Source organism: Chryseobacterium sp. A321, from assembly GCF_054489265.1.
Genome location: NZ_JBTMWZ010000001.1, coordinates 1,617,831 through 1,630,844, shown reverse-complemented (window position 1 = coordinate 1,630,844; position 13,014 = coordinate 1,617,831). Strand labels below are relative to the sequence as shown.

Annotated in this window: 13 protein-coding genes and 1 other RNA gene; 4 read left to right on the top strand and 10 right to left on the bottom strand. The window is 40.9% G+C overall.

Annotated features, from left to right (window positions below; genetic code table 11):
- Window positions 1–25 precede the first annotated feature (25 nt).
- Genes ACX3PZ_RS07670 through ACX3PZ_RS07655 form a run of 4 tightly spaced genes read right to left on the bottom strand, consistent with a single transcriptional unit; the run spans window position 26 to window position 4,042 of the window.
- Window positions 26–1,738, bottom strand: coding sequence for a phospho-sugar mutase (locus ACX3PZ_RS07670; RefSeq protein WP_459112407.1), 1,713 nt, complete (start codon window positions 1,736–1,738; stop codon window positions 26–28).
- 13 nt (window positions 1,739–1,751) lie between these two features.
- Complete coding sequence (locus ACX3PZ_RS07665; RefSeq protein WP_459112406.1) at window positions 1,752–2,456, bottom strand: GIN domain-containing protein; 705 nt, start codon at window positions 2,454–2,456, stop codon at window positions 1,752–1,754.
- A 1-nt stretch (window position 2,457) separates the two neighbouring features.
- On the bottom strand, window positions 2,458–3,408 hold the full coding sequence (locus ACX3PZ_RS07660) for a glycosyltransferase family 2 protein (protein WP_459112405.1): 951 nt from the start codon (window positions 3,406–3,408) through the stop codon (window positions 2,458–2,460).
- A gap of 52 nt (window positions 3,409–3,460) precedes the next feature.
- A complete protein-coding gene (locus ACX3PZ_RS07655; RefSeq protein ID WP_459112404.1) occupies window positions 3,461–4,042 on the bottom strand; it encodes a DUF4199 family protein in 582 nt (193 codons plus the stop codon).
- 74 nt (window positions 4,043–4,116) lie between these two features.
- On the opposite strand from ACX3PZ_RS07655, the gene ffs reads away from it, so the two are divergent.
- An RNA gene (ffs, locus tag ACX3PZ_RS07650) (signal recognition particle sRNA small type) lies at window positions 4,117–4,214 on the top strand.
- Between the two features lie 8 nt (window positions 4,215–4,222).
- Here ffs and ACX3PZ_RS07645 read toward each other — a convergent pair.
- The 4 genes from ACX3PZ_RS07645 to ACX3PZ_RS07630 form a co-directional block, all read right to left on the bottom strand.
- Window positions 4,223–4,903, bottom strand: a complete 681-nt coding sequence (locus tag ACX3PZ_RS07645; protein WP_459112403.1) for a metal-dependent hydrolase — start codon at window positions 4,901–4,903, stop codon at window positions 4,223–4,225.
- 59 nt (window positions 4,904–4,962) lie between these two features.
- The gene (menA, locus tag ACX3PZ_RS07640; RefSeq protein ID WP_459112402.1) at window positions 4,963–5,895 is read right to left on the bottom strand and encodes a 1,4-dihydroxy-2-naphthoate octaprenyltransferase; all 933 of its coding nucleotides are present in this window, start codon (window positions 5,893–5,895) and stop codon (window positions 4,963–4,965) included.
- 30 nt (window positions 5,896–5,925) lie between these two features.
- Window positions 5,926–6,762 carry a 1,4-dihydroxy-2-naphthoyl-CoA synthase gene (locus ACX3PZ_RS07635; protein WP_459112401.1) on the bottom strand — a complete coding sequence of 279 codons (837 nt, stop codon included), beginning with the start codon at window positions 6,760–6,762 and terminating at the stop codon, window positions 5,926–5,928.
- 241 nt (window positions 6,763–7,003) lie between these two features.
- Window positions 7,004–8,413: an APC family permease gene (locus tag ACX3PZ_RS07630; protein ID WP_459112400.1), complete on the bottom strand. Its 1,410-nt coding sequence runs from the start codon at window positions 8,411–8,413 to the stop codon at window positions 7,004–7,006.
- Window positions 8,414–8,499: 86 nt separating this feature from the next.
- Between ACX3PZ_RS07630 and ACX3PZ_RS07625 the strand changes: the two genes are divergently transcribed.
- Window positions 8,500–8,958, top strand: a complete 459-nt coding sequence (locus ACX3PZ_RS07625) for a DUF4920 domain-containing protein (protein WP_459112399.1) — start codon at window positions 8,500–8,502, stop codon at window positions 8,956–8,958.
- 13 nt (window positions 8,959–8,971) lie between these two features.
- Here the strand turns inward: ACX3PZ_RS07625 and ACX3PZ_RS07620 are convergent, their stop codons facing one another.
- The gene (locus ACX3PZ_RS07620) at window positions 8,972–10,078 is read right to left on the bottom strand and encodes a M14 family zinc carboxypeptidase (protein WP_459112398.1); all 1,107 of its coding nucleotides are present in this window, start codon (window positions 10,076–10,078) and stop codon (window positions 8,972–8,974) included.
- A 353-nt stretch (window positions 10,079–10,431) separates the two neighbouring features.
- On the opposite strand from ACX3PZ_RS07620, the gene ACX3PZ_RS07615 reads away from it, so the two are divergent.
- Together ACX3PZ_RS07615 and ACX3PZ_RS07610 are read left to right on the top strand one after the other, a co-directional pair.
- Window positions 10,432–11,523, top strand: coding sequence for a TerC/Alx family metal homeostasis membrane protein (locus ACX3PZ_RS07615; RefSeq protein ID WP_459112397.1), 1,092 nt, complete (start codon window positions 10,432–10,434; stop codon window positions 11,521–11,523).
- A gap of 153 nt (window positions 11,524–11,676) precedes the next feature.
- Window positions 11,677–12,222 (top strand): helix-turn-helix domain-containing protein, encoded by a 546-nt coding sequence (locus tag ACX3PZ_RS07610; RefSeq protein WP_459112396.1) that lies wholly within the window; start codon window positions 11,677–11,679, stop codon window positions 12,220–12,222.
- Between the two features lie 133 nt (window positions 12,223–12,355).
- Here ACX3PZ_RS07610 and ACX3PZ_RS07605 read toward each other — a convergent pair whose 3' ends face one another.
- On the bottom strand, window positions 12,356–13,012 hold the full coding sequence (locus ACX3PZ_RS07605; protein ID WP_459112395.1) for a CoA transferase subunit B: 657 nt from the start codon (window positions 13,010–13,012) through the stop codon (window positions 12,356–12,358).
- Window positions 13,013–13,014 lie beyond the last annotated feature (2 nt).

Genomic DNA, 13,014 nt, shown 5'->3' with positions numbered 1-13,014 from the left:
AGAAGACCGCACTATTAGAAATCATTTACAGATTTAAGTCCGTTTTTATTTCTTGCAATTTAAGTTCTAATTTTTCAATTTTAGAATTAAATTCTTCTTTCTTGTCCAAGGTATCTTTTAGCGATACATAGAACTTAATTTTAGGTTCGGTTCCTGAGGGTCTCACGCAGACTTTGGTTCCGTCCATCGTATAATAGATCAGTACATTGCTCTTTGGAATCCCGTCCATTGGACCTGTTTTCCCAGTGGATACCCGAGTAGAGCTCTGAGACTGAAAGTCTTTTATTTCTTCCACAGGAGAACCCGCAAGCGTTTTTGGTGGATTCTCGCGGAACTCACGCATCATTTCTTGAATTTCCAAAGCTCCTTGTTGCCCTTTCTTCACCACGTTTATTAGTCCCTCGTAATAAAGGCCAAGATCCTCATAAATTTCAATTAGGTATTCAAACATTGTGGTCCCTCTGGATTTGCACCAAGCGGCAATTTCACAGGCCAAAAGGATCGATCCACAGGAATCTTTGTCTCTCACAAAGTCCCCTGTCATAAAGCCGAAGCTCTCCTCGCCTCCACAAATAAATTTCTCCTCCCCTTCATGATCCCGAATCATTTTTCCAATCCATTTGAATCCGGTGAGTCCCACTTTGCAGTCCACTCCAAATTTCTCTGCAATGTCAAAGAAGATATCCGAGGTTACAATGGTGGAACCAATGAATTCTTTGCCCTTAATCTTGCCCTTCCTTTTCCACTGTTCTAGGATGTAATAGGTAAGGATTGTATTGCACTGGTTGCCATTGAGAAGCTGCATTTCTCCTTCTAGATTTCGAACGGCAATCCCTAAGCGGTCGCCATCCGGATCCGTTCCAATGACGATGTCTGCATGGGTCAATTTCGCTAAATCTAAGGCCATTTCTAGGGCAGCAGGTTCCTCAGGATTTGGGCTTTTCACGGTCGGAAAATTCCCACTTGGAATCATCTGTTCTTTGACCAAATCTATTTTTTTGAATCCCACCTTCTCTAGGGCTTGGGGAACGGTTGTATAGGTCGTCCCATGGATAGAGGTAAAGACAATATTTAAATCTTCAAAGCCTACTTTTTGGTAGATAGAATTCTCTATACAAGCCTCAATATAAGCCTCGTCCGCCGTTTCATCTTGCCATTCAATTAGGGCGTCGTTTCCACTAAATTTGATTTCGTCAAATTTCACAGAGTAAACTTCTCTTATAATCGCTTCGTCATGCGGCGGCACGATTTGAGCTCCGTCGTTCCAATATACTTTATAGCCGTTGTATTCTGGAGGATTGTGCGATGCAGTAAGTACGATTCCTGCGTTACAGTTCTTATTTCTAACCGTAAAGGAAAGCTCAGGTGTGGGTCTGTGCTCTTTGAATAAAAGCACTTTAATTCGGTTGGCCGTTAAAACATCGGCTACGAGTTTTGCAAATTCTTTAGAATTGTGACGCACGTCGTACGCAATCGCTACTTTGATTTCTTCTGAAGGAAATTGCTCGTGCAGGTAATTGGCAAGACCCTGTGTAGCCTGACCAAGCGTATAGCGATTGAGACGGTTGGTCCCTACCCCCATAATACCTCTCATGCCTCCGGTTCCAAATTCTAACTCTCGATAAAAACTATCTTCTAAATCCGGAGAATTGGAATCAATAAGTGCCTGAACTAGTCCTTGGGTCTGAGCATCAAAAGGATCGCTCAGCCATAATTTTGCTTTTTCCAATGTTGTCATATCACTTGGTTTTTTAATTTAACTGCTTTTGCTCTACTTGAACCGTGGATTCTTTTTTCAAGGCTGTGGTCGGCGTATTGTAATACAGAAGCTTTGTCGTGTTTTTGATTTCCCCCTTCAAGGTATCCACAGCGTGTACCTCAACATAAGGACCGTTTTGAGCCTCTAGTTTTAGCGTACCGATTTCAAAATAAGGGGCAATAATGTGAGCTGTATCTTGAATCTTAATTTGCGCTAAATTCGAGGAACCTGAGAAATTGGCTCTCGCCAGACTGCTCATATCGACAGAAGTTTTTGCAAATTCCAGCTGTCCAATAAATTTGGCTTGGTCTTTTAATTTCAGTGCTAAGGATTCCCCCTGAATTGCACCTGATATGGAAAGCTCCACTTGATCTCCCACTTCAATAGAGGTGGGCGCAGAGGAAGAATAGATCGTCACATTATAAAAGTCTCCGCCCTTGGTTGCTCTCTTTTCTTTGATCGAGAGCGCCCCGTCCTTTTGACTAATGTCTAAGTTTTTGATGAAGTTCCCATAGGTTTCAATATAGATTTGATTCGCGTTATTTCGAACATAAAACACACGGAATTTCCCCTCCAATTCTAGCGTTTTAAAACTTTCAATAGGAACTTCTTTGGTTTCTAGATCGCCTTTCGGTGAAACCTCTCCACATGCGCTTAAAAGAAGCAGTAGGATCAAATAAAATGGACTGTTTTTCATTTTAGATTACATCTTCAATATGGTAATTTTCGTGATCTCGGTTGGTTCGGATCAAAAGTTCTCCAAGGAAACCTCCAATAAAAAGTAAGGTTCCTAAAGTCATCATGGTTAAGGAAATATAAAACCATGGATTTTGGGCAATTAGACTCCCATAAATTCCTTTGGAAACGTTAATCAATTTGGAAATACCTAGCCCTAAAGCACTAAGCAGTCCCACCACAAACATTAGGGTTCCCAAGGCTCCGAAAAAGTGCATCGGTCTTGCTCCGAATCGACTCATAAACCATAAGGTAATTAAGTCCAAAAAGCCTCGAATGAAACGTTCGGTTCCAAATTTAGAGACGCCATAAGGTCGAGCTTGGTGCTGAACCGGTTTTTCCGTAATGTTCCTAAACCCTGCATTGGCGGCTAGTACCGGAATGTACCTGTGCATATCACCATGCACATCTATGGTTTTCACTACTTTTTTGCGATAAGCTTTTAATCCGCAATTAAAATCATGCAAATTAACGCCGGACACTTTTCTTGCCGCCGCATTAAAAAGCTTGGAAGGCAGATTTTTAGTCATCACGTTATCGAACCTCTTTTTCTTCCAGCCGGAAACAATATCGTATCCCCCTTCGAGAACCATCTGGTAGAGTTCGGGGATTTCCTCAGGGAAATCTTGCAAATCCGCATCCATGGTGATCACGACATCCCCTTCCACCCTTTGAAAAGCCGCATGCAGTGCCTGCGATTTTCCATAGTTTTTAGCAAAACGAATTCCGTGCACCTGTGGGTGCTGAATTTTAATATTTTCAATAATGCTCCACGAAAGGTCCGTACTTCCGTCGTCTACAAACCACAGTTCATAGCTAAGATTTTCAGTGCGGCAGACCGTGTCAATCCGTGTAAAGAGTTCCTCTAGGGAATCTTCTTCATTGAGTAGCGGAATTACTAGAGACAGATTCAAACGATAATATTTAGAATTTAACAAGCGATTAAAAAACTGAGCTTACGCAAATTTACGCATAAGTTCTCGTTCTGAAAAAAGATCCAAAAAATAAAGAAAACAAAAGGAAAAAGGCGCAGTAGCCGGCAAAAACATACCCAAAGTATTTCATGGAAAACATATCTTCCCCTACTTGTCTTTTGTTTTCAATCCGCTGTTTCCCCTGAGCGTACTTCTTTTCAATGTCTTTCATCTCCTCACTCTCGGGTTTAAAGACATTCTTTCCTTTGTTATATTCTTCATCGAGTGAGCGTTCAAAGCTCTCGATGTATTGGTAGTTTAAAAGATCCTTACTGTCTTTATCCACATAATTTAAATACACAAAAATAGAGGCGATTGAAAGCAGACCCCCGACGAACATAGGCATGAAAGCTCTTCCGTAGGCTTCTTTGAAACTTACCTTCTCCGAATTTCTCACAAAGGTTGTGACGGAGAAAAAAGCCCCTAAAGCAAAGACAAAGGGCAAGAAAAAAGCACTAAGTGTGATTGATGTTCGGTAGTAATTGATGTCTCTAAAAAATATATTGGTAATGAAAAAACCGATCATGACGACGATAAAGAGCATGAATCCAGTGGTATAAACATTTTTGAACATAAATTGAAATTAGAATTGGTTAATAATTTTGAATGGATATTTTGAATTTTAAATAATTGCCTTATCTTTGCACTCGGCAAGTCCTACACAACCAGCTCCTGAGAATCCTCCAGGGCGGGAACGCAGCAAAGGTAATTGGTTGTAGCGGTGTGATGTAGATCGCTTGCCGTTTTTTTATGCCTATACGTCAAAACTTTCCCCTACTTTAGGCAAAACCAACTCCACTCCTTTTTCTTTGAATCTTGCCTGAGATGACTCATGGTCAATTTTAATCGCATCAAACGTATCGAAATGACAACCGATTACACGGGGCGTGTTTAAGAGTTCCGATGCAGCGAAACTAGCTTTGTTCGCACACATGGTGTAATGCGACCCAATCGGAAGAATAGCAGCTGTAATGGCACCAAACTCTTTTGGGAAGATGGCCATATCAGCCATCACACCTGTATCGCCTGCAAAATATAGGTTTTTACCCTCATAACGAAACATATACCCACAAGCTACTCCCCCATAAGATCCATCTGGAAATGAGCTCGTATGCTGCGCAGGGAGCATGGTAATCTTTAAATCCTCCAGCTTTGCAGAACCGCCTAAATTGATATCAATTTGGTTTTTGCTTTTAAAATAGCCGCAAATTTCAGGTTGTCCAATCACCACAGCCTCTGGATACCTCTGCAAAACTTTCTCCACATCCGCGATATGGTCTCCATGAGCATGGGTAATCAAAATGTAATCGATTTTTTGGTTCTCGAGTTGAAAACCTGAGAGTTTCTCTTGAAACGAATAGAAAGGATCGGTTAAAATTATTTGGTCTTTGTAGGTAAACAAAAAGCAATTTTGTCCTAAAAATTGTATTTTCATTTGTATTTATTTTAAGTTCACTCCTTCGTTTTTCTAAAGCCAAAAAAGTGAACGCAGCATTAATTAAAAAAAGTGAGCCCTGCCGCTAGTAAGATACTTACGGTTAGAGTCTGAATACCCAATTGTTTTAGGAACGGGTCAAGTTCCTCTGGGGATTTGGTTTGCAAAATGCGTCGTCGCAAGGCCGCCATAGGAAAGAGCATAATCATGACGATAAATGCATAATATTGGCCTTTTTCGTGGAATTGATTGAGCATCAAAAATACCAAAATAAGAATAATAGGCAGTTGCAAAAGAACCATTTCGTAGACCATTGCATACCGATATCCAATTTTCTGCGCAAAGGTCTTTTTTCCCGATGCCTTGTCACTCTCAAAATCCCGCATGTTATTTAAATTCAAAACACCTGTAGCAAGCAGGCCAATGGCCGCTGCAGGCACAAGAACATCGTAGTCAAAGGATTTGGTAAATAGAAAGTAACTTCCCATCACCGCCACGAGCCCAAAAAATAAAAAGACCATTAGGTCTCCTAGACCTAAATATCCGTAAGGCTTCTTACCTACCGTGTACCCGATGGCAGCAAGTATAGAGGCGACTCCAAGTCCCATAAAGAGATAGAACTCATTGGTGAGTCCATAACGCCAAAAGGCTTGGTACAAGAGTGCTAGCGTCGCTAAAAACGAGAGACCCGCCAAGACGATCACTGCTTTTTTCATTTGGGCGGCCGTAATTTTTCCCGAACCTACGGCCCTTGCTTCTGCTTTCGAAGAGCGAAGCGCATCGGTTCCCTTGATGCCATCACCATAGTCGTTGGCAAAATTCGATAGAATTTGATAAAGGAGTGTGACGAGAAGTGCCAGTGCAAACAAGCTCCAATCCCAAAACTCTCCTCTTTCTTCCAAACGCCATTTGGCGATAAACGAGCCCACGATAATTCCACTCACCGACAAAGGTAGTGTTCTTAGACGTGCCGCTTTAATCCATTCTGTCATTCTTATTTTCTCTACTTAATAAGTTGTTCTCTACGAAATCCATTGGTCTTTTCCAAAGTCAGGATCTCTTTTTTCTAAAAAGGCGTTTCGACCCTCCTTGGCCTCGTCCGTCATGTAAGCAAGACGTGTAGCTTCGCCGGCGAAAACCTGCTGTCCCACCATCCCATCGTCCGTTAAGTTCATCGCGAACTTAAGCATGCGAATCGACATTGGGGATTTCCCTAATATCTCCTGAGCCCACTCGTAGGCCTTAGTTTCAAGCTCTGCATGAGGAATGACTTGGTTTACCATACCCATTTCAAAGGCTTCCTTCGCACTATAATTGCGTCCAAGGAAAAAGATCTCTCTGGCTTTCTTTTGACCTACCATTTTAGCTAGATACGCCGATCCATATCCACCATCAAAACTAGTCACATCCGCATCCGTTTGTTTAAAAATAGCATGCTCTTCACTGGCCAGCGTTAAATCGCAAACCACATGAAGGGAGTGTCCTCCTCCTACGGCCCATCCGTTGACCACGGCAATGACCACTTTAGGCATGAAACGAATGAGTCTCTGTACTTCTAAAATATTGAGTCGGTGTCTACCGTCTTCTCCTACGTAGCCTTTTTGCCCTCTGGCTTTTTGATCTCCACCACTGCAAAATGCGTGGCCTCCGTCTTTCGGACTGGGTCCTTCCCCCGTGAGCAAAACAACTCCGATGGACGGGTCTTCGGAGGCATCAAAGAAAGCCTCATAAAGTTCTGAGGTTGTTTTCGGTCGAAAGGCATTGCGAACCTCTGGTCGGTTAAAGGCAATGCGGGCTACCCCACCGCTTTTCTTATAAGTTATGTCCTCAAATTCCTTCACAGTTTTCCAATTCGTCATGTCGATAAATTTTTGGTAAAAATAGGCAAAAGAAGACCAATTTAAAAGAAGAAATCAATGCAAAAGAGCTTTGAAATAGATAAAAGCCTTAGAGCTAGGGCTCGTAAGGCTTTCTATAAGGATTATTCCCGTTTTTTCTATTACTAAGTCCTTTAGTTGACTGAGAACTCTTTGGAGAATTTGAAAGAAGCGAAGTCTTATTTAAAAGAAAGAATTCCAGCTACAAAGCAAGTCTTAGTGTCTATTTGGCTTTTTTTCTATTCACAAAATAATACACCGGGAGACCTGCCAGAATGAGCAAAAATCCAGGCCAAGTGTACTGAGGTTTATAAAGGATGAGTAAAATACAGAACGCAGATCCAATCAAAAGATAAAGTAAAGGTGTGACGGGGTACAACCATGCTTTGTAAGGACGTGGAAGTTCTGGTTTTTTGTATCGAAGGTAAATAACCCCAAAGACTGTAATCATATAAAACAGCACAATAACAAAAGAAATCATATCTAGAAGATCTCCATACTGGCCCGAGAGGGCAAGCACAGAGGCCCAGCCACCTTGCATCCACAAAGATCTTCCTGGCACATCAAAACGATTATTCTCTTTTGCGGATTTGAAGAAAAGACCGTCTTTTGCCATGGATTGGTACACCCGCGCACCCGCAAGAACAAGCCCGTTGATGCATCCAAATGTAGAGATCATGACCAAAAGGGCCATCACAACAGTTCCTCCTGTTCCTAGCATTACTTCGGCGACGGCGACAGCGGGTCTATTTTTATCCGCAAAGGCCATTCCATCCCGGTCCAATGCATTTAGATACACGAAATTCACAAGCAAATACAGCACCATCACTGCGCTGGTTCCTATCACCATCGAGCGCACAATATTCACTTTGGGATTTTTCATTTCCCCTGACATAAACGTAACATTTTCCCAGGCAACAGAACTAAAAACAGAACCTACCATGGCCGCTGCAATAGCACCCATTAAAGCCATTCCGCTAATGGGTTTCCATTGGGTGGAAACCAAATCATTTCCAACCTGCTCTCCTAAATTCTGAAAGGCGTTCCACCCCATACTTAGGTTTTCTGTCCAATGGGAGTTTTTAATAAGCAAGAACCCAAAAATAATGATTCCCACTAGGGCTAAAATCTTACTGGCGGTAAATACATTTTGCAAAAGTTTCCCGTTTTTTACGCCTCGGGTATTGATATAAGTAAGAAGTAAGATAATGACAATCGCTAAGATTTGAACATACGTAATTCGAAAGCTTCCACTTTGAAACAAAGGATCAGAATCATTCAAAGCCGGAATTAAATAAGCGGTAAATTTTCCAAAAGCCATGGCCACTGCAGCAATCGTACCGGTTTGAATCACGGTAAAAAGACCCCAGCCGTACAAAAACCCCGTCCTTTTGCCAAAGGTTTCCGTCATGTAGGTGTACTGCCCGCCCGCTTTAGGAAACATGGAAGAAAGCTCCCCGTAAGAGATTGCAGCCGAGATGGTCATGATCCCCGTAATCACCCATACGACGAGAAGCCAATAGCCGGATCCCAAATTTCTCATCATATCGGAACTGACGATAAAAATTCCACTCCCGATCATCGACCCCATCACGAGCATGATTCCGTCCCACAGCTTTAATTGTTTTTTCATAAAATTAGTTTGAATAGGTAAATATATCAAATAATTAAAAAAATGGGCATGGTGACTTATAAAAATTTAACTATTTTTGCCGCACCATGAAATATATTGAAAGTAAACTAATCATTTTACTCTTGGGCCTGAGTACCTTTGTCCTTGCTCAAAAGGAGGATTCTTCCAATTTAATTCCCTCTAAATCCGTACAAAAAGGCCAAACATTTGGTGAAAAAGTGGGTTCCTCCACGGGTACCAAATCCTTAAACCCCACTCAACAAAAGGTTGCAAACGCAGAGTCCAGTAAAAAAATAACACTTCAGGGTGAAGTCACCCAGGTTTGTGAAAACAAAGGGTGTTGGATCGTCATTAAAACGCCAAAAAACGAAAAATTCTTAGTCGAAATGAAAGATTATGGTTTTTTCGTCCCTCAAGACATTCGAGGCAAACAGGTCCTATTAGAAGGAATTGCAAAAGAGAAACAGCGAACGAAAGAAAGTGCTAAATCCAGCGACTCTGCGCAAATCCGAATCGAAGCTAGCGGCATTCAAGTCGTAGACTAACTAATTCCATCCACTAGATGATTTCAAAATCCATAGGCTCATCTAACTTCGGATACTTTCGGGAACATTTGAATTTCTTCCCAGTGCAATCGATTTCTACCCATCCCTTTTTCGAACTGCAATCTCCCACTTCTACTACGATGGGCACAAACGAAATATCCGGATTCTCTTCCTTTTTGACTTCACGGTATTGAACCGCGATGTCGAGTATGCAATCGTATGAGGTCTCTAATTTGACATTTCGATAGATAAGGTCATAATGGGACTCTTTATTCTCCGGAAGTTCAAAATACGCTTCATACCCTTCTGTACTCCCTTTTAATTCAGCAATGAGTTGCAAGGCATAATAAAGGGAGATGGTATAATACTTTCTAGTTTCTTTTCTTAAGTAGTCCCCCTGAAAATGACCTCCTTCAAATAAGATTGTTGGTAGGCCCATTTTCGTGAAATTATCCCCCGTGGAACTTGGATAAAATTCATCGTTGTATCGTGCCACTTGATTAGGAAGCAATCCTTGCATTAACTTTCCAAGTTCGGCAATGACCGCCATGGCCTTCTTTCTTGTAGGAGTAACCTCCCTCTCTTTATTTTCTGCAGGCGCAAGAAAACTCAGGGTTGCTGGATGCAGTCCGTCCGTCGAGAAAAGGGTCCTTTGTTCATGTAGATTGAGTCCATAATCATAGGATCCACTTTGCGCAATCTTACGCAAAATAGGAAACTCAAGACTTGAGTTGTACAAATAATCTCTATTTAGATCAATATCAAGCGCATTACGCCTAGTCCAACGGAAAGATCCGTCAGGATTTAGCATGACGATGAAATCTAAGGTAATTCGAGAAAAAAGATCCTGTTTGAGGGAGGGAAGCTCTTCCAAAGTGTAAAGCATATCAAATAGCGCATGCGTTGAATTGCTCTCATTTCCATGCATTTGCGACCAAGCAAGCACACGGGTTTTTCCGGTTCCTAAGGAAACTTTATAAATGGTTCTTCCCTCATGCGAGACTCCGACCTTCGATAGTAAACCGCTCAGATTCTCCTGTACGAATTTTTCTACACTCTGGGGCGAAATATAGCGATTAGGGAAATTAGGACAGGGCCTATAAAAGGATTCAAAACTCATAGTCATTCAATTTACAAAAATCAAAAATAGATTTTTTTTAAGTTTCCACAATGATTAACATTCCTAAATTCATCAAACAGGTCAAAATGTCAGAATGTCTGTGGATAATTTTGTGGATTGCGATAAATTCATTCGTATACAATTACAATACTTATTTTCAATTAGTTATATTATTCTACTAAATACTTACTTCACATGTGCTTTAAGTGTTAACAAGTAGGATTTCCGCCATTTTGGAGTTATTATTTTAAACATGCATACTTGTAAACTCCCTCAGGACTTCACCGTTATACACATTTGTAAATTATGATAAAACTGAGTTTTTAAGTATCTTTGCCCCTATATTTATTTTTATGAACAACGAACTTTTATTCCTTGGAGGATTCCTACTTTTTATTCTTTTTATATTGGCCATTGACCTTAACATGGGTCGTAAATCCGAAGGAATCGTCACGATGAAAAAAGCGGGTCTTATGAGCTTTTTCGTCGTCCTTCTTTCTATGGGGTTTTATTTCCTTTTGACCACGTATGGTCACCTACTCCATGGCATCGATTCTATGCAAACATTGCAGGAAGTCATCACAAGGCATAAACATCCCATTAAAATCATACCTGGCAACTTTGAGCATTCTTTACAGCTTTATAATCAAAACCTGGGGTTAGAGTATCTTACAGGTTATATTGTGGAGTACGCCTTGTCGGTAGATAATATATTTGTTATGATCCTTGTCTTTACAGCCTTTGGGGTCGCTGAAAAGAACTATCATCGTGTTTTGTTCTGGGGTATCTTAGGAGCCATTGTCCTTCGTTTTATCTTTATCTTCCTAGGGGCGGCGCTAATTGCAAAGTTCTCATGGATTATGTATGTATTTGGTGCCTTCTTAGTAATCACCGGAGTAAAGATGTTCTTACAGAAAGATCAGGAAGATAAAATTGATCCTGAAAAGCACCCAGTAGTTAAATTTGCGAACAAGTACTTTAAGGTGCATAATCAATTTGTAGGGCATAACTTTTTTGTTGTAATCGATGGAGTTAAGAAAATGACTCCCCTATTCCTTGTTCTACTAATCATTGAAGCCACTGATTTAATCTTCGCCGTGGATAGCATCCCTGCGATCTTCTCAGTTACACACGATCCTTATATTGTATTTTTCTCGAACATATTCGCAATTATAGGACTGCGCTCCATGTTCTTCCTTCTAGCAGGTGTACTAGACAAGTTCAGATTTTTAAAAGTAGGTCTTTCCTTCTTACTAACCTTTATCGGACTCAAGATGATCTTTCATCATACGCTTGAAGATTGGGGCTTTCAAACCTTCCATTCTTTAATTATTATCGTCTCGATTTTAGCCTTAAGCATCCTTGCATCCCTGGTTTTCCCAGAACAGAAAAAGGAGCGTAAACTCAAATACGATCCTGAAAATGACGAGAATTTCCGACATTAATTTACAATTATACATTTCGTAAATACAGTAAAACCAATGCTTTAAGCGTTGGTTTTACTTTTGTAACTTATGAATTGCGGTGAATGATTACATTTGTATTTTAGTATTGTAAAAGAATGTTTTACATTTGTAATTAGTAAATACGCAATTGTTATGAGCTTAAATGAGAGAATTTCTGAAATTATTGAGTACACTCAGCTTTCTGCTTCTGAATTTGCAGATGCCGTGGAAGTTCAACGCTCCTCCATTTCCCACATTACCTCGGGACGAAACAAACCTTCACTCGACTTCTTAATGAAAGTGAGAGAAAAATACCCGGAATTGCAATGGGAATGGCTCATACTGGGCGAAGGCGAGATGCTCTCCCCTACGAAGCCACAGCAAGAAGAAGGTGAGATCGAAGCGGTTTCAACCCCATCGATGCCCGATTTATTTGCTTTAATTAACGATGAAAACTTTGGTGTGACCGAGACTGAAGACCGTATTTTGCCCTCTTCCTTTCCAAACCCTCAAGTAGAAAGAGCGCCAGAATTGCCTAAATCGTCCGCTAGTTCGCTAGGTTCTCTTTTAAGCGATTCTCAGCCATTAGAAGAAAACGGTCGTGAAAATGAAACGCAACCCTCTAAGAATGAACCTAATAAAGTCAAGAGAATTGTGTTATTCTATGAAAATGGAAAATTTGAGAGCTTTGAGCCGTAAGTAGGGCTACTTTTTCAGACTCTTTTCTATGGAAATACCTAAATAACAAATAGACCAAGTTTTCACTTGGTCTATTTTTAATCTGCTTTCACAGAGCTTTATAATTTAGATTTGTGCTTCTTCTATTTTTAAGTTAGTCGAACTGCATCTCCGGAACGTCTCCTTTGATGATGAGCTTCGCCTCAGTGGATGCAATCACTTCCTCCACAGAAACTCCAGGAGCTCTTTCTAAGAGCAAAAGTCCCTCGGGAGTCACTTCCATCACCGCTAGGTTAGAAACAATCTTTTTCACGCATCTTACGCCGGTAAGGGGCAGCGTACAATTCTTTAGTACCTTGCTCTCTCCTGCTTTGTTGGTATGCATCATCGCGACGATAATGTTCTCGGCAGAAGCCACCAAATCCATAGCGCCTCCCATTCCTTTGACCATTTTTCCAGGAATTTTCCAATTGGCAATATCCCCTGTTTCTGAAACTTCCATAGCCCCCAAGATCGTTAAATCAACCTTTTGACTTCGGATCATTCCAAAACTAAAGGCAGAATCAAAGAACGAGGCTCCAGGAAGCGTAGTAATGGTCTGTTTTCCTGCATTAATTAAATCCGCATCTTCTTCCCCTTCTCTTGGAAAAGGGCCCATTCCTAGGACTCCATTCTCACTTTGAAATTCAACATTCAAATCTTTAGGGACATAATTTGCCACTAGGGTCGGAATTCCAATGCCTAGGTTGACGTAATATCTATCTTCTACCTCTTTTGAGATTCGTTGTGCAATTTGTTCTTTTGTAAGCATTT